We start from the raw sequence: 23,885 nt of genomic DNA, 5'->3' as shown, positions 1-23,885 counted from the left end.
CCCGCCAGCGCGGCGTCGCCCGGACCGATTATTGGACCATAACGCAAAAACCCGCCGGAGCCATGCCCGCAGCGGGTTCGGAGCTGACGCAAGACGCGATCAGTAGAGCTTCTTGGGCAGCGTCTGGCTGCGGATGCGCTTGTAATGGCGCTTCACTGCAGCATCCCGCTTGCGCTTGCGCTCGGCGGTCGGCTTCTCGTAAAACTCTCGCGCCCGCAGCTCGGGAATCAGCCCATTCTTCTCGATAGTGCGCTTGAAGCGGCGCATCGCGACTTCGAACGGTTCATTTTCTTTGAGGCGAATCGTCGTCATTTGGCCAAAAAGGAAAGAAGAGATTGCCGGCTGCCAGCCCTTGCCAGCGTGATGAGAGCGCCGATTGTAGCGCAAGGCCTGTGACGCTGCACGCGCATCGGCCGCGCCTGGACGGACCGTGCCCGCTACGCCACAGCGCTCGCGCCACGTGACGCTTCGGCCACTGCCTCGCCGGCTGCGACGGCCGACGCCCAGGCCCACTGGAAGTTGTAGCCGCCCAGCCAGCCAGTCACGTCCACCACCTCGCCGATGAAGTACAGGCCGTCCACCTCGCGCGCCATCATCGTGGCGGACGACAGCCCGCGCGTGTCCACGCCGCCGATCGTCACTTCGGCCTTCTTGTAGCCCTCGGTGCCCGAAGGCACCAGCCGCCAGCGGTTCAGCGCGTCGCCTAGCTGGCGCAGGGCCTTGTCCGGTAGGTCCGCCACCGGCAGGGCGCCCGACAAGCCGGCCGCCGCGCACCATGCGTCGGCCAGCCGCGACGGCAGGCGCTCGCCGAGCAGGTTCGCCAGGTGCTTCCGGCTGCCCTTCTTATGTCCGATCAGCCACTCGGCGGCATCCTCGCCATCAAACAGGTCGATCTCGATTGGCGTGCCGGGGCGCCAGTAGCTGGAAATCTGGAGCACGGCCGGGCCGGACAGCCCGCGGTGCGTCCACAGCAGGTCTTCCTTGAACGCGCCGGCCGCCTTGCCGCTGCCCGTGCGGATATCGACTTCCATCGACACCCCGGCCAGCGGCACGAAGGGCTGCCACGCCTGGCCGTCGAACGTCAGCGGCACCAGCGCGGGCCGCGTATCGATCATCTTGAGCCCGAACTGGCGAGCGATGCGGTAGCCGAAATCCGTGGCCCCGATCTTCGGAATCGACAGACCACCCGTTGCCACGACCACCGCGCCGGCGCGCACCGCGCCTTGCGTGGTCAGCAGCAGATAGTCATCGCCTTCACGGCGAATTTCGTCGATGGTGCAGCCGGTGCGCCAGTGCACGCTGCCTGCGTCACATTCGGCGCGCAGCATCTGGATCACGTCCTCGGCGCTGTTGTTACAGAACAGCTGGCCGCGATGTTTCTCATGCCAGTCGATATCGTACCGGCGCATCAGCGCCAGGAAGTCCTGCGGGGTGTAGCGCGCCAGCGCCGACCGGCAGAAATGCGGGTTCGATGACAGGTAATTGGCCGGACCCGCCTGCAGATTCGTGAAATTGCAACGCCCCCCGCCCGAGATGCGAATTTTCTCAGCGAGCCGCGTCGCGTGGTCGATCAGCACCACGCGCGCCCCGCGCTGCCCGGCCACTGCGGCACACATCATGCCGGCCGCCCCTGCGCCCAGCACTGCCACGTCGAACCGGTCGGCCTTGCCCTTCATCGCCCCTGTTGTCATACCTGCCTTTCAAGAAGCGTGGATTGTAGCGAAAAGCCGCGCCGGCGCGCCGCCTGCCGCTGTGCTACCCTGCTGTCCTTCCCTGTTTATGCGCACTTGCCGGCACGATCGACGCCAATTCCGCGTTTGTCGCACCGGCCGTTCCTGTTTTTCATGCTCGTCCTCGGTATCGAATCCTCCTGCGATGAAACCGGGCTGGCCCTCTATGACACCGAGGCCGGCCTGCTCGCGCACGCGCTGCACTCGCAGATCGCCATGCACCGCGAATACGGCGGCGTGGTGCCCGAACTGGCCTCGCGCGACCATATCCGCCGCGTGCTGCCCCTGCTGCGCCAGGTGCTGGACGACGCCGGCCGCACGCGCCAGGACATCGACGCCATTGCCTACACCCAGGGGCCGGGGCTTGCCGGCGCACTGCTGGTGGGCGCTTCGGTCGCCAACGCGCTCGGTTTCGCGCTGAACGTGCCGATGGTCGGCGTCCATCATCTGGAGGGCCATCTGCTCTCGCCGCTGCTGACCGACGCGCCGCCGCCCTTCCCGTTCATCGCGCTGCTGGTCTCGGGCGGCCATACGCAGTTGATGGAGGTCAAGGGCGTAGGCGACTACACGCTACTCGGCGAGACCCTCGATGATGCTGCCGGCGAGGCCTTCGACAAGACCGCCAAGCTGCTCGGCCTGGGCTATCCGGGTGGCCCGGAAGTGTCGCGGATGGCCGCGTTCGGCTCGCCGGGCGCGTTCGACCTGCCCCGGCCGATGCTCCATTCGGGCAACCTCGATTTCTCGTTCGCAGGGCTCAAGACCGCCGTGCTGACACAAACCCGCAAGCTTTCGAACCCGTGCGAGCAGGATCGCGCGAACCTCGCGCGCGCGTTTGTCGATGCCATCGTCGATGTGCTCTCCGCCAAGTCGTTCGCCGCGCTCAAGCAGACCGGGCACAAGCGCCTGGTGGTGGCCGGCGGCGTGGGCGCCAACCAGCAACTGCGCGAGCGCCTGAACGAAATGGGGCGGCGCCGCAAGGTGGACGTCTACTATCCGGATCTCGCCTTCTGCACCGATAACGGCGCGATGATCGCGTTTGCCGGCGCAATGCGGCTCCAGGCCGCGCCACAGGTGGCTCGCCACGGCTACGACTACGGCGTCACGCCGCGCTGGGATCTGGCCGATATCCGCCTGCCTGCCTGAGGTCCGAGGCGGTGCTGGCAGTAAAAAAGCCACCCGAGGGTGGCTTTTTTCTTTGCGACGACGCGCTCAGGCGGGCTGCCGCTTGTCGTGCTCGATCACGGCGTAGGCGCTGTGATTGTGGATCGACTCGAAGTTCTCCGCTTCCAGCGTGTACGCGACGATCCGCGCATCGGCATTGAGCCGCATCGCGATGTCCCGCACGAGGTCTTCGACGAACTTCGGGTTCTCGTAAGCGCGCTCGGTCACGAACTTCTCGTCGGGGCGCTTGAGCAGGCCCCACAGCTCGCACGACGCCTCTTCCTCGGCCATGCGCACCAGCGCTTCCACGGGCAGGTCGCCAGCCAGCTCCACGCGCATCGTGATGTGCGAGCGCTGGTTGTGCGCGCCGTACTGCGAGATCTTCTTCGAGCACGGGCACAGGCTGGTCACCGGCACCAGCGCGGTCAGCCACAGGCGCGATTGGCCGTCGCGGACCTCGCCGGTCAGCGTGACCGCGTAGTCCATCAGCGATTCCACGCCGGACACCGGCGCGGTCTTCGAGATGAAATACGGGAACGAGACCTCGATGCGGCCGGCGTCGGCTTCCAGTCGTACCAGCATATCGTCCAGCAGCGTGCGGAACGCGGCCAGGTCGAGCGGGGCGCGGTGGTCTTCGAGCAGCGCCACGAAGCGCGACATATGCGTGCCCTTCTGGTCTGCCGGCAGGCGCACATCGAGATCGAAAGTACCCACGGTGGCCACCACGCCGGCCGGGGTCTTCAGCGAGAGCGGATAGCGTACGCCCTTGACGCCCACGCGCTGGATCACGATCTGGCGGGTGTCGACGCTCGACTGCACGTCGGGCATGACGAAGGCGGGATTGATATCGTTCATCTATGGTTTCCTTTACGGTCGCGGCGGTCATCCCCCGCGCAACGAGTGTGAAAAAAGAAACCGGCGCGGGATGAGCCGCGCCGGCTTTTACTGCCTGGTAATGCCGTGCGGGTCAGGCCACGCGCGGCGTGGCGACCTTGACGGGCGCCTCGGCGATGGCGAAGCGCTCGCGCACCGAACGCTCGATGCCAGCGGCGTCGAGGCCGCACTGCGACAGCAGGAACCCCGGATCGCCATGATCGATGAACTTGTCGGGCAGGCCCAGCACCAGCACCGGAATGTCGATGCCGGCCTCGGCCAGCGCCTCGAGCACCGCGCTGCCGGCACCACCCATCGTGCTGCCCTCTTCCACGGTCACAAGGTAGTCGTGGTTCGCGGCCAGCGACTTCACCAGCTCCACGTCCAGCGGCTTGACGAAGCGCATGTTGGCCACAGAGGCGTCCAGCGCCTCGGCCGCGCCCAGTGCCGGGTGCAGCATCGAGCCGAACGCCAGGAACGCCACGCGCTGGCCCGCGCGGGCATGGCCCTCGCGGCGCATCTCACCCTTGCCCACCGGCAGGGCGGTCAGCGCGGCCTCGGTGGCCACGCCGGCGCCGGCGCCGCGCGGGTAGCGCACGGCGGTCGGGCAATCCTGCTGGAACGCCGTGGTCAGCAGCTGGCGGCACTCGTTCTCGTCGGCCGGCGTCATCACCATCATGTTGGGGATGCAGCGCAGGTAGGCGATGTCGTAGGCACCGGCGTGCGTGGCGCCATCGGCACCCACCAGGCCGGCGCGGTCCAGCGCGAACACCACAGGCAGGTTCTGCAGCGCCACGTCGTGGATCAGCTGGTCATAACCGCGCTGCAGGAAGGTCGAGTAGATCGCCACAACGGGCTTCAGGCCCTCGCAGGCCAGGCCGCCGGCGAAGGTCACCGCGTGCTGCTCGGCGATGCCCACGTCGTAGTAGCGGTCCGGGAAGCGCTTCTCGAACTCGACCATGCCCGAGCCCTCGCGCATGGCCGGCGTCACGCCGATCAGGCGCTTGTCGGCGGCGGCCATGTCGCATAGCCATTCGCCGAAAACCTGCGTGTAGGTCTTGCGCGACGGCTTGGCCGACGGACGGATGCCCTCGGCCGGATTGAACTTGCCGGGGCCGTGGTACAGGATCGGGTCGGCTTCGGCCAGCTTGTAGCCCTGGCCCTTCTTGGTCACCACGTGCAGGAACTGCGGGCCGTGGCCTTCCAGCGCGCGCTGGCGGATGTTCTGGAGCGTCGGCACCAGCGAGTCGAGGTCGTGACCGTCGATCGGGCCGATGTAGTCGAAGCCGAATTCCTCGAACAGCGTGGCTGGCACGACCATGCCCTTGGCATGTTCTTCCAGCCGTTTTGCGAATTCCAGCACCGGCGGGGCCACCGACAGCACACGCTCGATGCCCTTCTTGGTGGCCGCGTAGAACTGGCCGGAGAGCAGGCGCGCGAGGTGGCGGTTCAGCATGCCCACCGGCGGCGAGATCGACATGTCGTTGTCGTTCAGCACCACCAGCAGCGGCAGGTCCTTGTACACGCCGGCGTTATTCATGGCTTCGAAGGCCATGCCGGCGGTCATTGCGCCGTCGCCGATCACGGCGATGCCGACGCGCTTCTCGCCCTTGGTGCGGGCGCCCAGGGCCATGCCCAGCGCGGCCGAGATCGAGGTGGACGAGTGCGCGGTGCCGAAGGTGTCGAACTCGCTCTCCGCGCGGCGCGGGAAGCCCGAGATGCCACCGTACTGGCGCAGCGTGGACATGCGGTCGCGGCGGCCGGTCAGGATCTTGTGGGGGTAGCTCTGGTGGCCCACGTCCCAGACCACGCGGTCAGACGGGGTATCGAACACATAGTGGAGCGCAATGGTCAGCTCCACCGTGCCGAGGTTGGACGACAGGTGCCCGCCGGTCTGGGAGACCGATTCCAGTACATAGGCGCGCAGTTCGTCGGCCAGCGTGTTGAGCTGGCGGCGATCCAGCTTGCGCAGGTCTGCGGGGTCGTCGATTTTGTTGAGCAGCGTGTAGGTCATGATGTCCGTTCGGCCGCCGGATTCTCTATGTCCGGCTTGTCAGTTCAATTGGAGCGCAGCACGATCAGGTCGGCCAGTTCGGCCAGCCGGCCTGCCCGGGTGCCGAATCCCGCCAATGCCTCGTGGGCATCGGTGCGCAACTGGGCGGCCAGCTCGCGCGCGGCATCGAGGCCCATCAGCGACACATAGGTCGGCTTGTCATTGGCGGCGTCCTTGCCGGCAGTCTTGCCGAGGGTCGCCGTATCGGCCGTGACGTCGAGAATATCGTCAACCACCTGGAACGCCAATCCCACGGCGGCCGCATAGCGGTCCAGCGCGGCCAGGCCGGCCGGATCGATGTTTCCGCACAACGCCCCCATGCGCACGCTCGCGCGCAGCAGGGCGCCGGTCTTCATCCGGTGCATGGCTTCCAGCGCGTCGCGCGACATCGCCAGGCCCACGTTCTGCAGGTCGATGGCCTGCCCGCCCGCCATGCCGACCGAGCCCGAGGCCACAGCCAGCTCGTCCACCAGCGTCAGGCGCGCTTCGGGCGCCAGCGCCGGGGTGCGGGCCAGCAGGATGAACGCCTGGGTCTGCAATGCGTCCCCCACCAGCAGCGCGGTGGCCTCGTCATAGGCCTTGTGCACCGTGGGGCGCCCGCGCCGCAGATCGTCGTCGTCCATGCAGGGCATGTCGTCGTGAACCAGCGAGTAGGCGTGGATCATCTCCACCGCGCAGGCTGCCGCGTCACATGCCTCGGGTGTGGCACCGGCCACTTCGCCGGCCGCATGTACCAGCAGCGGGCGCACCCGCTTGCCACCGCCGAGGACAGCATAGCGCATGGCCTCGTGCAAGGTGTGTGGAATTGTGTCCGTGGACGGCAGTGCCGAGTCCAGGGCGGCCTCGGTCCGGGCGCCCTGCGCCCGCATCCAGGTAGCGAAATCGCTCATTCGAAATCTGTGCCGTTGCTGTTGTTATCAGGACGGGACTCGCCAGCCAGCGGCTTCAGCGCGTCGCCCTCCAGTACTTTGACCTGCTGCGCCACCCGCTCCAGGCTCTGCTGGCAGTAGCGCACCAGTTCGGCACCGCGGCGATACGCGGTGAGAGAGGCCTCGAGGGGCAGTTCGCCGCTTTCCATGCTGGCCACGAGGGTTTCCAGCTCCGCCATGGCGGCCTCGTAAGAGGCTGGCTGCGCGCCGGCTGCGGGCGCGTCGTCAGGCTGGACCGGTGTGGTCGTCGGTTTTGGCATGTCGGGCCTTGTTCAGGGGAATTCGGGATTTTACGCCAATCCCGGACTTGGCCGCAGATACGTATCGTCAACGTGGTGTACGCGCACGCGATGTTATGCATAGATCACCCAATTTTATGGAAGTGACTTGTGCGCTATGGTCGTCATTCCGAATGCGATCCAAAGGGCACCTCCATGACGACCCGGGTCGACTTTTTCGCTAAAAAGGCAAAATAATCAGACCCTTAAGTTTTTGGCTCGGGTACAATTCCGCCCTCGTCAGCGAGATCGGCGGCGCCGTGCCATGGGTGCCCGTTGCCAGCTTTTACGTGTCTTGTGTAACGCAGCTCCCGCCCTGTGCCCGCCTGCACCGAATCTCAAGTTTCGGCCAGTCCCGCCGGGGAACCGGACCGCGCCCGGCTCGTCTGACAGGGTTTCCCAAATCGATTTCATATTTCGATGGTTGGGTTGTTCACTGCTTTCGCCTGTTACTAGGGAGTGGGGATAATGTCCAATCTCAGCACCGCGCTCAAGCTGGCGCCGGCTGATTCGCAGTTGCCCGTGGATGTCTACTTTGACGAGGCGCTGCATCAACAAGAACTGGAACTGCTGTTCAGGAAGGGCCCGGGATACGTCGGCCATACGCTGATGGTCCCGGAGACGGGCGATTTCCACACGCTCGCCGCCGAGGATGAGGGCCGCATGCTGGTCCGCAATCCGGACGGCATCGAGCTGCTGTCAAATGTCTGCCGGCACCGCCAGGCCATCATGCTGAACGGCCGCGGCAACGCCAGGAACATCGTCTGCCCGCTCCATCGCTGGACCTACGACCTCAAGGGTGACCTGCTCGGCGCGCCGCATTTCGCGCAGCGACCGTGCGTCCACCTCAACCGGTCGCCGCTCCAGAACTGGAACGGCCTGCTGTTCGAGGGCGCCCGCGATGTGCGCGCGGACCTCGCTCGCATGGGCGTGGCCGAGGACCTGAACTTCGACGGCTACATGCTCGACCACGTGGAAGTGCACGAGTGCGACTACAACTGGAAGACCTTCATCGAGGTCTATCTGGAGGACTACCACGTCGTGCCGTTCCACCCAGGCCTGGGCAGCTTCGTCTCGTGCGACGACCTGACCTGGGAGTTCGGCGAATGGCACAGCGTGCAGACCGTGGGCCTGCACCAGGGCCTGAAGCGGCCGGGTAGCCCGACATACCAGAAGTGGCACGACGCGGTGTTGCGCTTCAACAACGGCAAGCTGCCCAAACACGGCGCGATCTGGCTGACTTACTACCCCAACGTGATGGTGGAGTGGTACCCGAACGTGCTGGTCATCTCGACGCTGCATCCGGTGGGTCCACGCAAGACCCGCAATGTGGTGGAGTTCTATTACCCCGAGGAAATCGCGCTGTTCGAGCGCGAATTCGTCGAGGCCGAGCGCGCCGCCTATATGGAGACGTGCATCGAGGACGACGAGATCGCCGAGCGCATGGACGCCGGCCGCCTGGCACTGATGAAGCGCGGCGTCAGCGAGACCGGCCCGTACCAGTCGCCGATGGAAGATGGCATGCAGCACTTCCACGAGTGGTATCGGCGAGCCATGCGGTACACCGGCTGAGGCATTGACCAGCGGCAGTGGTCGTTTATCGCCCGCTATTCGCCCACCCCCTGTAGCCAGCCCGAAACGGACCGTGAAAACGGTCCGTTTTGCGTTGGAGTGACCATCAGGCCACTGTTAGAATCGGGGTTTTCCCGCGCTGCGCCGGCCGCCACAAAGCCCGGCCGGCTGCCGTTCCACCTCTCTCGCCCCCGCCATGCAATCGCTCTGGATGCTGTTCGCCGCCTTCGCCTTTTCCTTGATGGGAGTGGGCGTCAAGCTGGCATCCGAGTTCTACACCACCGGCGAAATCGTCTTCTATCGCAGCATCATCGGCGTGACGATCATGTGGATCATGCTGCGCTCGCAAGGCATTTCCGTGCGCACGCCGCACATGGCCACGCACATCAAGCGCAGCTTGTTCGGCGTGACTGCCCTGCTGCTCTGGTTCACCTCGATCACCCTGCTGCCGCTGGCCACGGCCATGACGCTGAACTACATGTCGCCGGTCTGGATCGCGCTGATCCTGGGCGCCAGCGCGGCGCTGGCCGGCACGGCGGGTGGCGCGGACCGCAAGCTGATCGGCGCCATCCTGCTGTCGTTCGCCGGGGTGTTGTGCCTGCTGCAGCCGTCGGTCGGCAAGGACCAGGTGACCGGCGGCCTCATCGGCCTGATCTCCGGCGTGTTCACGGCGCTGGCCTATGTGGAGGTGCGCCAGCTCGGCCAGCTTGGCGAGCCCGAAGGCCGCATCGTCTTCTATTTCTCCGCCGTCGGCATGGTCTGCGGGCTGGTCTGGATGCTCTACTCCGGCGTCAGCCACCATACCTGGCACGGCGCCGGGCTGCTGCTCGCCATCGGCATCCTGGCCACGCTGGGCCAGACCTCGATGACGCGCGCCTACAAGCGCGGCAATACCCTCCTGACCGCCAACCTCCAGTACGCGGGCATCGTGTTCTCCAGCCTCTGGGGCATCCTGGTCTGGGACGACAAGCTCAACTGGATCTCCTGGCTCGGCATGGTGCTGATCATCGCCAGCGGCATCGCCACCACCCTCACTCGCGCCCGCGACACCGACAAGCACCCGACCCCGGCCACGCCTGTGAAGTCGGCGGAGGCGGAAGTGCATCCCGAGGTGTAGCAGAACGCTGAAAGCCTGCTGGGCTTTGATGATGGTCAGATCGGGCTGAGCTTGGCTGAGTAGAGTCTGCCGTCGTACCCAACGACGGAGCTTTGTCATGCAGCAGTGCAGTTTGGTGTTGAACGACCAGCCGATGAGTGCGTTCCGTGCAGGAAGTGCCGAGTTTCCTGCCTTTTCTGGCCTGGCTCCCCATATCAACAAGCGAACGAGCATCTGTATTCCAGACCATGGCCCCATTCCACCGGGCACGTACTACATCGTTGATCGTGAATCAGGCGGACGACTGGGGTGGTTTTACGAATGGTACGAACGCCAAACGGATTGGTTCGCGCTATACGCCGACGATGGCCGCATGGACGACTGGACGTTTTGCAATGAAATTCGTCGAGGCAACTTTAGGTTGCACCCAAAAGGTAGGCGTGGCATCAGCAAGGGCTGCATCACGATCGAGCGCCCTACTGACTTCCACGTCATCCGTCATTTGCCGACGGCCTCGAAGAAATTCCCGATCCCGGGAACACGGCTCCTCGCTTACGGAAAAGTGGTGGTCAGATGAGTCAGCTCCGCAATACAGTCCTGCTGGTGATCTGGCTGGTCGTCGCCACGCATATCTACGGGCTCGTATGGAGCCGCTATCCCGACTATTTCCCTGAATACCCTGAGTCAGTGGGCCGTTTCATCGACTGGCTGACAAGGGACTATCAGCCAAGGGGCATCGAGTCGCTGACGACCTACTACTACCTGATCCTCTCGTTCCCGCCGGTGGCCGTCCTGACGGCACTTGGCCTGTTCCTCCGGCGCAAGCTCCGCCGACGCGCGAAACCGCACTGATCGATCCCGCGGTGTAGCATGGATGCCATCGCCAAACCCCATGCTCACCGCAATGCCGACCCCACTGATCACCGCCACCGAACTGAACCAACTGCTTAGCCAGGGCAGCCACGACGTCGTGCTGTTCGACTGCTCGTTCGATCTCGCCGACCCGGCTGCCGGGCGCGAGGCCTATCACCAGGGCCACCTGCCGGGGGCCTACTACCTCCATCTCGACAATGAACTGTCCGGGCCCAAGACCGGATTCAACGGCCGTCATCCGCTGCCCGATGCGGAGCTGTTCGCCGCGCGGCTGCGGGCGCTTGGCGTGAACAACGGTTCGCTGGTCGTGGCCTATGACGGGCAGGGCGGCATGTTCGCGGCCCGGCTTTGGTGGCTGATGCGCTGGATCGGCCATGCGGCCGTAACGGTGCTCGATGGCGGCAGGAATGCCTGGGTGGCGGCTGGGCTGCCGCTCGAGCGCGGGGCGACGCCCGAGCCGGATATGGACACTGATAACGGCACTGGCGGCGACCTGTCGCGCAAGGCGTCGCTAGTCCCGACCGTCGATGCCGAGGCGCTGCTGGCCAATCTCGCCGCCCCGTCCCGGCTGGTGGTGGATGCCCGCGCCGCCGACCGCTTCCGCGGCGAGAACGAGACGCTCGACCCCGTCGGCGGCCATATTCCCGGCGCGGTGAATCGCTTCTTCAAGGACAACCTCGCCCCGGACGGCTATTTCAAGCCAGCGGAGACGTTGCGTGCGGAGTTCGCTCAGGTGTTTTCCGGCAAGGCGCCGGCCGATACGGTGATGCAGTGCGGCTCCGGCGTGACCGCCTGCCACAACCTGCTGGCGATGGAAGTGGCTGGCCTGACCGGCGCGGCGCTCTATCCGGGGTCGTGGAGCGAGTGGTGCGCCGACCCGAAGCGGCCGGTGGCGACCGGCGCCTGAGTCCCGGCGCCAATACGCGAAGCGGCGTCAGTGCGACGCCGCCTCCGTCTTCGCCCCACGGTGGTGGTCGTGCTCCTCGCGCACGCCGTTCGTGATAAACACGATCGCCGCGATGCCCGCCGCCACCAGCACCACCTGCACTGCCGACTCCTTGAGGCGCGGCCGGCGCTGCATCTGCGGCATCAGGTCGCTGACGGCGATATAGACGAAGCTGCTCGACGCAATCACGAGCACGTACGGAATCCAGCCGCTCAACTGGTCCAGCAGGAAATATCCCACCACGCCGCCGATCACGGCCGCCAGGCTCGACAGCAGGTTGAACGCAAAGGCGCGCGCCTTCGAGAACCCCGCGTTGAGCAGCACGATGAAATCGCCAACTTCCTGCGGAATCTCATGCGCGGCAATGGCCAACGCCGTCACCACGCCGATCTTGGGATCGGCCAGGAAGGCAGCGGCAATCACGATGCCATCGGCAAAGTTATGGAAGGTATCGCCGACGAGGATGGTCAGGCCGCTGCGGCCTGCTTCCTCGCGGTCGTGGCCGTGATGATGGTGGTGCCCGTCGCCCTCATGGTGGTGCGAGTGGCGCAGCAACGAGATCTTCTCCAGCAGGAAGAAGCCCAGCAGGCCGGCCAGCAATGTGCCGAACAGTGCACGTGGGTCTGCGCCGGACTCGAACGCCTCGGGCAGCGAGTGAAGCAGCGCCGTGGCCAGCAGCACCCCTACCGAGAAGCTCACCATGCGCTCGACCACGCGCGAGGCCACGGTCAGCGACAGCAGCGCCGCCCCGAGAATGCTCCCGACGCCCGAAATGGTCGCCGCCAGCAGGATGTACAGAAGCGTGGAATGGATGATGGGCTCCCGGCGCCCGGTATGCGGCTGTCAGGCCCGCCGCATACCGATTAACGCAACAAGGTTGCAAAAACTGGAAAGCCGCATTGTACGTATGTCCGCGCCGACTTTGCAATGTCCGCGATGTCCAACTCGGCGCGGGGTCAATCGCCCCCCGCTCGCTCCCGCTCAGGCCACCTTGTTCGCGCGCAGCCAGGCCAGGCAGCGTTGCCAGCCATCCTTGGCAGCGGCTTCCACGTAGCTGGACCGGTAATCGGCGTTAAAGGCGTGGCCCGCTTCGGGATAGACCACGAACGTCGAGGCCTTCGCATTGGCATCGGGCGACGCTACCAGCGCGGCCTTCATCTTCGCGACGTGCTCCTGCGTGATGCCGGTGTCCTTGCCGCCGTACAGCCCCAGCACGGGCGCATGGAGCTGGTTGACGCTCTCCAGTGCGCTACGCGGCTTGAGCGGTGTCGGCTCGCCTACCAGCTGGCCGTACCAGGCCACGCCGGCCTTCACCCGGGGGCTATGGGCGGTGTAGAGCCAGGTGATGCGTCCGCCCCAGCAGAAGCCGGTAATGCCGAGCCGGTTCAGGTCGCCGCCATGGGCGCCGGCCCAGGTGCTGGCGGCGTCCAGGTCGCCCATGACCTGCGCGTCCGGCACCTTGGCGATGATGTTGGTCTGTAATTCCTGGATCGTGCCGAAGCTGCCCGGGTCGCCCTGCCGCGCGAACAGTTCCGGAGCGATGGCCAGATAGCCGAGCTTGGCGAAGCGCCGGCAAATGTCTGCAATGTGTTCATGCACGCCGAAGATCTCGCTGATCACCAGCACCACGGGCAGGTTGGTCTTGCCTTCGGGCTGGGCGCGGTAGGCGGGCATGTTGAAGCCGCCGGACGGGATGGTCACTTCGCCGGCGGTCAGGCCGTGAAAGTCGGTCTTGATGGTTTCGGCCGCCACCGGCAGGGCTGCCGCCGCGAAGGCGGAGCCCAAAGCGGTCTTGACGAAACGCCGGCGATCGAACGTCTGGGCGGGGACGAGGCTTTCCACTTCGGGCTGCAGCATGGGGCGGGCTCCTTGGGTTCGCTGGCGTGACGCATACGGTGCTCACGCAACGCCAGCGATTCTAAGCGCACTTTGCCGCCCCGTGCCACGCCCCCGTCCCCCTCCTCCTCAGTGCCCTCAATGCTCCTCAGTGCAGCTTCACGCGCGGGCTGGTCTTGCTGCGCAGCCAGTGCGTCACCGTATCGAGCCCCATGCCGATGGCACCGTGGAGCGCCAGCACGTGCATCCGATACAGCGAGGTGTACATGAAGCGCGCCATCAGCCCCTCGATAAACATCGATCCGCCGATCAGCCCGCCCATCAGGCTGCCGACCGCGCTGAAATGCCCCAGGGACACCAGCGAGCCGAAGTCCTTGAACGCAAACCGCGGCAGCGGCTTGCCGTCCATGCGGGCGCGGATCGCGTCATAGAGGAAGGTGGCCTGCTGGTGCGCCGCCTGCGCGCGCGGCGGCACGGCGGTCTGCTTCTCCGGCCACGGGCAGCTGGCGCAGTCGCCGAACGCGAAGATGTCCGGATCGGCCTCGGTTTGCAGCGTGGGGCCCACCACGATCTGGCCCTGCTTGCTGACCGGCAGGCCGAGCGTGCGGAGGACGCCCGGCGCGGTGATGCCGGCCGCCCAGACCGTCAGGTCGGCGTCGATGCGCTTGTCGCTGGCGGTGAGCACGGCGTCGTCGGTGACCTGCGTCACGCGCTCGGCGGTCAGCACGTCCACGTCGAGCTTGCGCAGCAGCTTGGTGGTTTCGGCGGAAACGCGCTCGGACAGCGCCGGCAGGATGCGCGGGCCGGCTTCGATCACGTGGATGCGCACATCGCGGCGCGGGTCCAGCTGGTGCAGGCCGTAGGCGTTGAGCACGTGCGCGGTGTTGCGCAGCTCGGCGGACAACTCCACGCCCGTGGCGCCGGCGCCGATGATCGCCACGTCCACGCGCGGCCGGCCATCCTCGCCCGTACGGCCCCGCCCATTCTGGGCGCGCACGCACGCGGCAATCAGCTTGCGGCGGAAGCGCTCGGCCTGCTCGACGGTATCGAGCGCAATCGCATGCTCGGCCGCGCCGGGCACGTTGAAAAAGTGCGTGACGCAGCCGATGGCCAGGACCAGCGTGTCATAGGGGAGTTCGCGCGCGGGCAGCAACTCGGTGCCATCCAGATCGACGCACGCGGCCACCTGGATGACCTTGCGCGCCCGATCGACACCGGTCAACTCGCCCTGCTGGAACTCGAAGTGATGCCACCGCGCCTGCGCGACGTATTCGAGCTGGTGGGTGTTGGGGTCCATGCTGCCGGCGGCCACTTCGTGGAGCAGCGGCTTCCAGATGTGCGTGGGCGAGCGGTCCACCAGCACCACCTGGGCCTGGCCGCGCTTGCCCAGCTTGTCGCCGAGCCGGGTCACGAGCTCAAGCCCGCCGGCCCCGCCGCCCACGACGATGATGCGATGGGCGGATGCCTGCGTCGCGCGCAGCATGTCGCGCTGAGCGTTGGGCGAGGGTTCGACGTGCGTATCGCCCTGTGTACCGATGTGTGCCGCCGTGCCCGCTGCTACCTCGTTACCGGTTGTACTGCCATCCGTGGTGCTCATGGTCTACCCGATCTTCTCTATTTGGAAACCGGTGTCGACCCGCGTCGGCGAGCGTTATGTTGTCGTTGTGGCGCCGCGCGGATCCTATTCGTTGGCCCCAGTTTGCTGCACGGCAATAGAACTGGCAAGCCTCCACGCGATGATGTCGCGCATTCACCGCAACGCCTCTCCTGTACGCATCCGCATGCAGGAGAGGCGTCACCTTCAATGCGCCTCTTCCCAGTTGCTGCCGCTGCCCACTTCGGCCACCAGCGGCACGCGCAGCGTCGCCACCGAGCACATCAGCTCGGGCAGGCGCGTCTTCACCAGTTCGAGTTCGGCCTGCGGCACTTCGAGCACCAGTTCATCGTGCACCTGCATGATCTGGCGCGTGCCGAGGTTGTCGCGCTCGAGCCAGTCCTGCACGGCGATCATCGACAGCTTGATGAGATCCGCCGCCGTGCCCTGCATCGGCGCGTTGATGGCGGCGCGCTCGGCGCCCTGGCGGCGCGGGCCATTGCCGCCGTTGATGTCGGGCAGCCAGAGGCGGCGGCCGAACACCGTTTCGACGTAGCCCTGCTCGCGCGCGGTCTGGCGCGTCTCTTCCATGTAGTGGGCCACGCCGGGATAGCGCATGAAGTAGCGGTCGATGTAGTGCTTGGCCGCCTCGCGCTCGATGCCGAGGTTGCTGGCCAGCCCGAACGCGCTCATGCCGTAGATCAGGCCGAAGTTGATGACCTTGGCGTAGCGGCGCTGCTCGCTGGACACCGCCTCGCGCTCCACGCCGAAGATCTCGCCCGCCGTGGCGCGGTGGATGTCCTCGCCGTTGGCGAAGGCGCGCAGCAGGTTCTCGTCGCCCGAGATATGGGCCATGATGCGCAGCTCGATCTGCGAGTAGTCGGCGGAGACGATCACGTTGCCCGGCGCGGCGATGAACGCCTCGCGGATGCGCCGCCCCTCCTCGGTCCGCACCGGGATGTTCTGGAGGTTCGGCTCGGTCGAGGCCAGCCGGCCCGTCACGGCCGTGGCCTGCCCGTAGCTCGTGTGCACGCGCCCGGTCTGCGGATTGACCATCTTCGGCAGCTTGTCCGTGTAGGTGGACTTCAGCTTCGACAAACCCCGATAGTCGAGCAGCAGCTTGGGCAGCGGATAGTCCTCGGCCAGCTTCTGCAGCACCTCTTCATCCGTGGACGGCGCCCCGCTGGCGGTCTTCTTGACCACCGGCAGCTTCATCTGCGTGAACAGGATCTCGCCGATCTGCTTCGGCGAACCGAGGTTGAACGGCTGCCCGGCGGCCTCGAAGGCGGCTTTCTCCAGTTCCATCATGCGCTGGCCGAGTTCGGCGCTCTGTGCGCCAAGCCGCGCGGCGTCGATCAGCACGCCATTGCGCTCGATCTTCTGGAGCACCACCGAGACCGGAATCTCGATGTTCTCGTACACGTACTTGAGCCCGCTTGCCGCTTCCAGCTGCGGATGCATCTTGCGATGGAGACGCAGCGTCACGTCGGCATCCTCGGCCGCGTACTCGGTAGCGCGCTGGAGATCGATCTGGTCGAAGCCGATCTGGCTCGCGCCCTTGCCGCAGACTTCCTCGTAGGTCAGCGTCTTCAGGTTCAGCAGACGCTCGGCCAGGCTGTCCATGCCGTGGTTACGGTGCGAAGCCAGCACGTAGCTTTCCAGCATCGTGTCCTGGGCGATGCCGAGCAGCTTGACGCCGTGGTTGGCGAAGACGTGGGAATCGTACTTCAGGTGCTGGCCGAGCTTCGGCCGCGCCGGGTCTTCGAGCCACGGGCGCAGCCGCTCCAGCACGTATTCGCGCGACAGCTGGCCGTGGTTCTCCATGCCGGCCACATCCGGGCCGCGATGGGCGACGGGGATGTAGGCGGCCTCGCCCGGCTCCACCGACAGCGACAGGCCCACCAGCTGGGCCTGCATCGGGTCGAGCGAGGTGGTTTCGGTGTCGATGGCAGTCAGCGGCGCATCGATGATCCGGGCGATCCAGGCGTCGAGCGCGGCCTCGGTGGTCACGGTCTCGTAGCGGATCTCGGCGGGGGTGGTGTCGGGCGCGGGGAGGTCGGCCGAGGCATCGGCCGGGCCATCGAACAGCCCGCCCTGCGGCGAAGGTGCCGGCGCCGCGCCGGCACGCGACGAGCGGGCGGCGGCGCGGGCGTTCGGCAGGGACTCGCCCGTGGCCTCGCGCAGCCAGGTCTTGAAGCCATAGCGCGAGAAAAAGGCGATCAGCTTCTCGTTGTCCTCGCCCAGCTCGCGCAGCGCGTGGAAGTCCGCCACGGCGTCGCTGAGGTCGCAGTCAGTCTTGACCGTAACCAGCTGCCGCGCGCGCGGCAGCCAGTCGAGCGTGTTGCGCAGGTTCTCGCCCACCACGCCCTTGATGCCGTCGGCGCCGGCCATGATGCTGTCCAGCGTGCCGTACTCGGTCAGCCACTTCACGGCGGTCTTCGGCCCCACCTTGGGCACGCCGGGCACGTTGTCCACCGCATCGCCAATCAGGGAGAGATAATCGACGATCCGCTCCGGCGGCACGCCGAACTTGGCCACCACACCGGGCGGATCGAGCACTTCGCCGCTCATCGTGTTGACCAGCGTGACGTGGTCGTTCACCAGCTGCGCGAGGTCCTTGTCGCCCGTGGATACCACGGTACGCACGCCCTGCGCCGTGGCCTGGCAGGCCAGCGTGCCGATCACGTCATCGGCTTCCACGCCTTCCACCACCACGATCGGCCAGCCCAGCGCGCGCACGGCCTCGTGGATCGGCTCGATCTGTTTGGCCAGATCCTCGGGCATGGACGGGCGGTGTTCCTTGTATGCGGGGTATAGCGCATCCCGGAACGTCTTGCCCTTGGCGTCGAACACGCAAGCGATATACTCTGCCGGGAAGTCGTTGCGCAGCTTGCGCAACATGTTGATCATGCCGTAGATTGCCCCTGTAGGCAGCCCTTCGCCATTCCTCAGGTCCGGCAGAGCGTGATACGCGCGATACAAGTAGCTCGATCCATCGACGAGCAAAAGCGTTTTTTGACTATCCGACATTCCCATGGACTCTAAATTGACTGGCGCCCCAGCTGGTGGCGCGGCGACCGGCCCCCAGGCCGATACGGACGTTTCCGACATCTCCGGCGATACCGTGAACCCGCCGCCCGAGAAAGCCTCGGCGCATGCCGCCGCCATCGCCGCGAAAGCCGATGCCGCGGCGGCGGGCAAATCGCCCGAAGCCCAGGATGCAGCCGCCGCGGCGGCAGCAGCGCGCGCCAACCCGCGCAAGATGATTCCGAGCCTGCGCGCGCTGGCAGATGAAGACCGCGCCACCGCAAAGAAGGCGCGTGCCTCGTGGCAAATGTTCACGATTATGGCAGAGTTCATCGAGGCCACCGAGTACCTCTCGGAGATCCGCCCGGCCGTCTCGATCTACGGCAGCGCACGCCTGCGCGAGGACTCGCCGTACTACCAGAAGACCATCGAGATCGCCCGGCTGTTCTCGGACGCCGGCTTCGCGGTGATCTCCGGCGGCGGCCCCGGCATCATGGAGGCGGCCAACAAGGGCGCGCACGCCGGCAAGTCGGCCAGCGTGGGCCTGAACATCGAGCTTCCGCACGAGCAGCAGGGCAATCCGTACCAGGACATCGCCATGCGCTTCCGCCACTTCTTCACGCGCAAGGTCACCTTCGTGAAGAATTCGGACGCATTCATCGTCATGCCCGGCGGCTTCGGCACGCTGGACGAGCTGGCCGAGGTGCTCACGCTGGTGCAGACCGGCAAGTCGCGCTCGGTGCCGGTGGTGATGTACGGCAGCCGGTTCTGGAAGGGCCTGCTGGACTGGTTCCGCTTCACGCTGCTGCCGATGGGCCTGATCGCCGAGCATGACCTCGACCTGATGAAGATCGTGGACGAGCCCCAGGAAGTGCTGGAAGCGGTCTATGACTATTACGAGAAGCGCGGCGGCGACCACCCGATCCCGCCGAAGGAAGAAATGTTCTATCTGTGAGGCATTGGCGGCGTCTCCGGTCGGCGAGGGGGCGCAGGACGCACGTGCCGGGGTGCCCCGGGGGTCACGAGAGCGGCCCGTGGGCGGCAGGAATTGCTAGAATGGAAGCCTGTCAGTCTGCCAGGTCCGGCGCCGCCGGGCCGCAGACTCAATCCGCGTGGCGGGGCCTGCCGGCCCGCACGCACAGGAGCCCCAGATGACCTCCCCTTCGCACCCGGCTGCCGTGCTTGCCGCGACCGTGCTGGCACTCGTGCCGGCCCTGGCCGCCGCACAGGGCAACGCGGAAAGCAGTGCGCTGACACAACAAGAACTGAACCAGATCAACAATCAGCCGATCGCCCCCGCGTCGAAAAGCCAGCTCAACCAGCCGCGCGAGCCGAGCTTCGTGCTGCGCGAGCGCGATGGGACCCAGGTGACCGAGTACCGGAACAAGGGGCAGGCCACCGATATCCAGGTGCGCTCCGGCGTGGGCACGAAATACGAGATGAGCAAGCCGGAAGACAGCTCGCCCAAGATTCGTGACCATGACGTGAACCGCGTGCCGTCGGTCAACCTGAAATTCTGAGCGTCTCAACGATCCTATTCACCCACGACCCGGCCGGACGACAACGCCCGACCGGATCGCGCCGGCCCTCCGGCAGTCATGCCGCGGCGGCGGACGGCCTTTGTCCAGAACGGCCTGCCGCGCCCGATTCGCACCAATAAAACAGTATGGCCGTATTCACCACGGTCTCGCAGGACGAGATCGCCCGCTGGCTGCTTGACTACGACCTTGGCGAAGTTCGCGCGCTGCGCGGCATTGCTTCCGGGATCGAGAACAGCAATTTCTTTCTGACCATGGAGCAGGATGGCGTCACGCGCGAGTACGTGCTGACCATCTTCGAGCGGCTGAGCTTCGCGCAGCTGCCGTACTACCTGCACCTGATGGATCATCTGGCCCGGCATGGCATCAGCGTGCCGGCGCCCGTGGCCGCGCGCGACGGGGAGATCCTGCGCGCGCTCAAGGGCAAGCCGGCGACCATCGTCACGCGGCTCTCCGGGGCCTCGCAACTGGCCCCGCAGGCCAGCCACTGCGCCGAGGTGGGCACCATGCTGGCCCGCATGCATCTGGCCGGGCAGGACTATCCGCGCCAGCAGCCCAACCTGCGCAGCCTGGCCTGGTGGCGCCAGACCGAACCCGAAATCCTGCCGTTCCTCGCCCCGGCCCAGCGCCAGTTGCTGGCCGGCGAGATCGCCCACCAGACCGCGTTCTTCGGCAGCGCCGACTACGCCGCGCTGGCCGGCGGCCCGTGCCACTGCGACCTGTTCCGTGACAATGTCCTGTTCGACACCGACGCCAGCGGCGCGCCGAAACTCGGCGGTTTCTTCGATTTCTACTTCGCCGGCAACGACAAGTGGTTGTTCGACCTGGCCGTGACCGTGAACGACTGGTGTATCGACCTGCCCACCGGCGCGCTGGACGTTGACCGCGCGCAGGCCATGCTGCGGGCTTATCATGCGGTGAGGCCACTCACGGCCATCGAGGCCGCGCACTGGCAGGACATGCTCCGCGCGGGTGCGCTGCGCTTCTGGGTATCGCGTCTGTGGGACTTTTTCCTGCCGCGCGAGGCCGACATGCTCCAGCCGCACGATCCGACCCACTTCGAACGCATCCTGCGCCGCCGTCTCGACGGTGCCGCACCGCTCCCCTGGATCTGATTCGCCATGCAACTACTGGAAGTTCCCGCCAAGGAAGGCTACGTCTGGTTCCGCCAGGGCATCTGGCTGTTCCGCAAGAACCCGCTCGCGTTCCTGATGCTGCTGTTCATCTACCTGATTGCCGCACAACTCGCGATCTTCGTGCCGCTGTTCGGCATCATCGCGCTGCTAGTGGTCACGCCGGGCATCAATGTGGGGGTGATGACGGCCTGCCGCGATGTCATCCAGAGCAAGCGCGTGCTACCCACGGTGCTGTTGGCGGGGTTCCGCAGCAATGGCAAGCAGGCCATGCGGCATCTGTTCGTGCTGGGCGGCATCTATGCCGCGATGGTGTTCCTGCTGAGCCTGATCGCCACGTCGCTGGTCGATATCGGCGCGCTGGCGCAGGTGGTGCTGAAGGGCGAGGAGCCCACGCCGGACGCAATGCGCCAGCTCTACCTGGCCATGCTGACTGGCGCGGCGCTCTACACGCCGATCGCAATGCTGTTCTGGTTCGCGCCGATGCTGACCGCCTGGCACGGCGTGCCGCCGGTGAAGGCGCTGTTCTTCAGCTGGACGGCCTGCTGGCGCAACCGGGGCGCGTTCTTCGCCTACGCCGGGCTGTTCGCCGTCCTGATCGTGGCGCTGCCGCTGTTCCTGGAAGTGATCTTCGCCGCGATCGGCGCGGAGACGGTGCTGTCGTTCCTGGTCACGCCGTACTCGCTGCTGATGCTGGCGATTCTGTACTGCTCGTTCTACGCCACCTATCGCGGGTGCTTCAACATCGTGCCGGCCGAGGCCACCGACGCCCAGAACGTCAATCCGTGACGTGTTAGGCACCTGGCCGGGGCAACCCCGGCCAGGTGCCGGTTTCAGTCGATGGTGTCGAGCTTGGCCACCGCCAGCGCCAGCCACTTGGCGCCGTGGCGCTTGAAGTTGATATTGGCGCGCGCGTCGGCGCCCTCGCCTTCCAGCGCCGTGATCTTGCCTTCCCCGAACTTGTTGTGGAACACGTTCTGGCCGACCCGGAAGCCGGTGTCGGCTGCGCGTTTTTCCTCGGCGTAGGTCTTGCCGGTGTCCATGCCGCCCGTGGGCCGGGTGCCGCTGTAAGGCACGTCCTCGGGCTTCTTGTACCAGTCGCGGCCCCAGCCGCTCTCCCGCTCCCCGCCCTGGCGGTTGCGGCCATAGCCCTCCCGGCCATAACCGCCGCCACCGCCCCCACTGTACGAACCGTAGGCCTGCGCCGGCGGCGTGATCCACTTCAGCGACGCCTCCGGCAACTCCTCGAAGAACCGCGAGCGGATGTGGTAACGCATCTGGCCATGCAGCACACGGCTCTGGGCGAAGGACATATAGAGCCGCTCGCGCGCCCGGGTGATCGCCACGTACATCAGGCGGCGCTCTTCCTCCAGCCCATCGGCCTCCATGGCGCTGTTCTCGTGCGGGAACAGCCCTTCTTCCAGGCCGGTAATGAACACCACGTTGAATTCGAGGCCCTTGGCCGCGTGCACGGTCATCATCTGCACCGCGTCCTGGCCAGCCTGGGCCTGGTTGTCGCCGGCCTCCAGGGAGGCATGGGTCAGGAACGCCACGAGCGGCGTCATCACCACCGGCAACTGCTCGGGATCCAGCACCTGGAGCACCTGGTCGCCATCGGCCAGCACCGGCGCGGCGTCGCCGATCCGGTTGGCGGGTAGCACGCTGGCCAGTGCGTCGAGCCCGTAGCCCTCTTCCACCACAAAGGCCTGCGCGGCGGTAACCAGTTCCTGCAAGTTCTCGATGCGGTCCTGACCTTCCTTCTCGGTCTGGAAGTGCTGGATCAGGCCGCTGGTGTTGATCACGTACTCCACCGTCTCCGGCAGGGTCATGCGCCGCGTCTCGGCCCGCATCTGGTCGATCAGGCGGATAAACGCACCCATCGTGCTGCCCGCCTTGCCCGGCACGTGGGCCACGGCCTCGGAGAGCGAGACGTTGTACTGGCGCGCGGCGTCCTGGAGCAACTCCAGCGAACGCGCCCCGATGCCGCGCGTCGGGAAGTTGACCACCCGCCCGAACGCCGCGTCGTTGCGCGGGTTCTCGATCAGTTGCAGATAAGCGAGCGCATGCTTCACTTCAGCCCGCTCGAAGAAGCGCAGGCCGCCGTACACCCGATAGGCGATGCCGGACGAGAACAGCGCGTGCTCGATCACCCGCGACTGCGCGTTGCTGCGATACAGGATGGCAATCTCGGAGCGCGACATCCCCTGAGCGATCTGGTCGCGGATCTCCTCGACGATCCACGAGGCTTCCTGCCCGTCCGACCCGGCCTGGAACACCCGCACCAGCTCGCCGTGGCCGGCATCCGTGCGCAGGTTCTTGCCCAGCCGCCGCGCGTTGTGGGCGATCAGATGGTTGGCCGAATCGAGGATGTGGCCGTGCGAACGGTAGTTTTGCTCCAGCTTGATCAGGTGGCGCACGCGGAATTCGTTCTCGAAGTCGCGCATATTGCCGACGTTGGCACCCCGAAACGCGTAGATGCTCTGGTCGTCATCGCCCACGGCGAACACCGCCGCCGCGCTGCCCGTGCCATAGCCGGCCAGCAGCTTGAGCCACTGGTACTGGAGCACGTTGGTGTCCTGGAACTCGTCCACCAGCACGTGGCGGAAGCGGTGCTGGTAGTGCTGGCGGATGGCGTCGTTGTAGCGCAGCAGTTCGTAGCAGCGCAGTAGCAATTCGGCGAAATCGACCACGCCTTCGCGCTGGCACTGCTCGTCGTAGGCGGCGTACAGATCGACGAAACGGCGGTTGAAATCGTCGTTCGCCTCCACGTCGCGGGGGCGCAGCCCCTGCTCCTTGGCGTTGTTGATGAAGTACTGGAGGTTCTTGGCCGGGTACTTCTCGTCATCGACATTCAGCGACTTCAGCAGCCGCTTGAGCGCGGAAAGCTGGTCCTGGGTGTCCAGGATCGAGAAGGTCTGCGGCAGCCCGGCGTCCTTGAAGTGCGCGCGCAGCATCCGGTTGCAGAGCCCGTGGAAGGTACCGATCCACATGCCGCGCGTGTTGATGGGCAGCATGGATGACAGCCGGGTCTGCATCTCCTTGGCCGCCTTGTTGGTGAAGGTGACGGCCAGCACGCCGGCCGGCGACACCCGGCCGTTCTGGATCAGCCAGGCGATGCGGGTGGTCAGCACGCGCGTCTTGCCGCTGCCCGCCCCCGCCAGGATCAGGGCCGGTTCATCGGGCAACGTGACGGCGGCGAGTTGTTCGGCGTTGAGATTGGCAAGCAGGCTGGACATCGGGGAAGGG

At 66.2% G+C, this 23,885-nt stretch carries 21 protein-coding genes; 10 read left to right on the top strand and 11 right to left on the bottom strand.

The window, feature by feature from the left end; genetic code table 11:
- Window positions 1-99: 99 nt before the first annotated feature.
- Both rpsU and AB4120_RS00950 read right to left on the bottom strand, forming a co-directional pair.
- On the bottom strand, window positions 100-312 hold the full coding sequence (gene rpsU, locus AB4120_RS00955) for a 30S ribosomal protein S21 (RefSeq protein ID WP_144199698.1): 213 nt from the start codon (window positions 310-312) through the stop codon (window positions 100-102).
- Window positions 313-437: 125 nt separating this feature from the next.
- Entirely contained in the window at window positions 438-1,676 is a 1,239-nt protein-coding gene (locus AB4120_RS00950) for an NAD(P)/FAD-dependent oxidoreductase (protein WP_144199722.1), read from the bottom strand.
- Between the two features lie 168 nt (window positions 1,677-1,844).
- Between AB4120_RS00950 and tsaD the strand changes: the two genes are divergently transcribed.
- A complete protein-coding gene (gene tsaD / locus AB4120_RS00945) occupies window positions 1,845-2,873 on the top strand; it encodes a tRNA (adenosine(37)-N6)-threonylcarbamoyltransferase complex transferase subunit TsaD (protein ID WP_092290352.1) in 1,029 nt (342 codons plus the stop codon).
- A 66-nt stretch (window positions 2,874-2,939) separates the two neighbouring features.
- On the opposite strand, the gene folE2 is transcribed toward tsaD, so the two are convergent.
- The 4 genes from folE2 to AB4120_RS00925 all read right to left on the bottom strand — a co-directional run bounded on the left by folE2 (window position 2,940) and on the right by AB4120_RS00925 (window position 7,006).
- Window positions 2,940-3,746 carry a GTP cyclohydrolase FolE2 gene (gene folE2 / locus AB4120_RS00940; RefSeq protein WP_149135487.1) on the bottom strand — a complete coding sequence of 269 codons (807 nt, stop codon included), beginning with the start codon at window positions 3,744-3,746 and terminating at the stop codon, window positions 2,940-2,942.
- 112 nt (window positions 3,747-3,858) lie between these two features.
- Window positions 3,859-5,778 (bottom strand): 1-deoxy-D-xylulose-5-phosphate synthase, encoded by a 1,920-nt coding sequence (dxs, locus tag AB4120_RS00935; RefSeq protein WP_149135486.1) that lies wholly within the window; start codon window positions 5,776-5,778, stop codon window positions 3,859-3,861.
- A gap of 44 nt (window positions 5,779-5,822) precedes the next feature.
- Window positions 5,823-6,707, bottom strand: coding sequence for a polyprenyl synthetase family protein (locus AB4120_RS00930; protein WP_149135485.1), 885 nt, complete (start codon window positions 6,705-6,707; stop codon window positions 5,823-5,825).
- On the bottom strand, window positions 6,704-7,006 hold the full coding sequence (locus tag AB4120_RS00925; protein WP_149135484.1) for an exodeoxyribonuclease VII small subunit: 303 nt from the start codon (window positions 7,004-7,006) through the stop codon (window positions 6,704-6,706). Before AB4120_RS00925 ends, AB4120_RS00930 begins: the two co-directional genes overlap by 4 nt.
- Before the next feature lie 486 nt (window positions 7,007-7,492).
- Here AB4120_RS00925 and AB4120_RS00920 point away from each other — a divergent pair, with 486 nt between their 5' ends.
- From AB4120_RS00920 to AB4120_RS00900, 5 genes are all read left to right on the top strand, one after another.
- Window positions 7,493-8,596, top strand: coding sequence for an aromatic ring-hydroxylating oxygenase subunit alpha (locus AB4120_RS00920; RefSeq protein ID WP_149135483.1), 1,104 nt, complete (start codon window positions 7,493-7,495; stop codon window positions 8,594-8,596).
- Between the two features lie 196 nt (window positions 8,597-8,792).
- On the top strand, window positions 8,793-9,713 hold the full coding sequence (locus AB4120_RS00915) for a DMT family transporter (protein WP_149135482.1): 921 nt from the start codon (window positions 8,793-8,795) through the stop codon (window positions 9,711-9,713).
- Between the two features lie 97 nt (window positions 9,714-9,810).
- Window positions 9,811-10,269, top strand: a complete 459-nt coding sequence (locus AB4120_RS00910; protein WP_149135481.1) for a DUF2778 domain-containing protein — start codon at window positions 9,811-9,813, stop codon at window positions 10,267-10,269.
- Window positions 10,266-10,544, top strand: a complete 279-nt coding sequence (locus AB4120_RS00905) for a hypothetical protein (protein WP_149135480.1) — start codon at window positions 10,266-10,268, stop codon at window positions 10,542-10,544. The genes AB4120_RS00910 and AB4120_RS00905 overlap by 4 nt, the downstream gene beginning before the upstream one ends.
- 52 nt (window positions 10,545-10,596) lie before the next feature.
- Window positions 10,597-11,472, top strand: coding sequence for a sulfurtransferase (locus AB4120_RS00900; RefSeq protein WP_441641750.1), 876 nt, complete (start codon window positions 10,597-10,599; stop codon window positions 11,470-11,472).
- 27 nt (window positions 11,473-11,499) lie between these two features.
- On the opposite strand, the gene AB4120_RS00895 is transcribed toward AB4120_RS00900, so the two are convergent.
- The 4 genes from AB4120_RS00895 to polA all read right to left on the bottom strand — a co-directional run bounded on the left by AB4120_RS00895 (window position 11,500) and on the right by polA (window position 17,971).
- Window positions 11,500-12,309 (bottom strand): ZIP family metal transporter, encoded by an 810-nt coding sequence (locus tag AB4120_RS00895; RefSeq protein ID WP_262389637.1) that lies wholly within the window; start codon window positions 12,307-12,309, stop codon window positions 11,500-11,502.
- A 183-nt stretch (window positions 12,310-12,492) separates the two neighbouring features.
- Window positions 12,493-13,368, bottom strand: coding sequence for a dienelactone hydrolase family protein (locus tag AB4120_RS00890; protein ID WP_441641749.1), 876 nt, complete (start codon window positions 13,366-13,368; stop codon window positions 12,493-12,495).
- A 127-nt stretch (window positions 13,369-13,495) separates the two neighbouring features.
- Window positions 13,496-14,830 carry an NAD(P)/FAD-dependent oxidoreductase gene (locus AB4120_RS00885; protein ID WP_149137471.1) on the bottom strand — a complete coding sequence of 445 codons (1,335 nt, stop codon included), beginning with the start codon at window positions 14,828-14,830 and terminating at the stop codon, window positions 13,496-13,498.
- A 318-nt stretch (window positions 14,831-15,148) separates the two neighbouring features.
- A complete protein-coding gene (gene polA / locus AB4120_RS00880) occupies window positions 15,149-17,971 on the bottom strand; it encodes a DNA polymerase I (RefSeq protein WP_149135478.1) in 2,823 nt (940 codons plus the stop codon).
- A 4-nt stretch (window positions 17,972-17,975) separates the two neighbouring features.
- On the opposite strand from polA, the gene AB4120_RS00875 reads away from it, so the two are divergent.
- The 4 genes from AB4120_RS00875 (at window position 17,976) to AB4120_RS00860 (ending at window position 21,428) form a co-directional block, all read left to right on the top strand.
- Window positions 17,976-18,923: a TIGR00730 family Rossman fold protein gene (locus tag AB4120_RS00875; RefSeq protein WP_187645127.1), complete on the top strand. Its 948-nt coding sequence runs from the start codon at window positions 17,976-17,978 to the stop codon at window positions 18,921-18,923.
- Between the two features lie 196 nt (window positions 18,924-19,119).
- Window positions 19,120-19,488 carry a DUF2782 domain-containing protein gene (locus AB4120_RS00870; RefSeq protein ID WP_092290380.1) on the top strand — a complete coding sequence of 123 codons (369 nt, stop codon included), beginning with the start codon at window positions 19,120-19,122 and terminating at the stop codon, window positions 19,486-19,488.
- A gap of 146 nt (window positions 19,489-19,634) precedes the next feature.
- A complete protein-coding gene (locus tag AB4120_RS00865; protein ID WP_149135477.1) occupies window positions 19,635-20,621 on the top strand; it encodes a homoserine kinase in 987 nt (328 codons plus the stop codon).
- Between the two features lie 6 nt (window positions 20,622-20,627).
- On the top strand, window positions 20,628-21,428 hold the full coding sequence (locus AB4120_RS00860) for a BPSS1780 family membrane protein (RefSeq protein WP_149135476.1): 801 nt from the start codon (window positions 20,628-20,630) through the stop codon (window positions 21,426-21,428).
- Window positions 21,429-21,472: 44 nt separating this feature from the next.
- Here AB4120_RS00860 and AB4120_RS00855 read toward each other — a convergent pair whose 3' ends face one another.
- Window positions 21,473-23,875 carry a UvrD-helicase domain-containing protein gene (locus AB4120_RS00855; protein WP_441641748.1) on the bottom strand — a complete coding sequence of 801 codons (2,403 nt, stop codon included), beginning with the start codon at window positions 23,873-23,875 and terminating at the stop codon, window positions 21,473-21,475.
- Window positions 23,876-23,885 lie beyond the last annotated feature (10 nt).

Origin of the sequence: Cupriavidus sp. 2KB_3, assembly GCF_052115685.1 — a bacterium.
Taxonomy (GTDB): Bacteria; Pseudomonadota; Gammaproteobacteria; order Burkholderiales; family Burkholderiaceae; genus Cupriavidus; species Cupriavidus campinensis.
The sequence above is the reverse complement of the archived record's forward strand: the minus strand, read 5'-3'. Positions and strand labels throughout refer to the sequence as shown.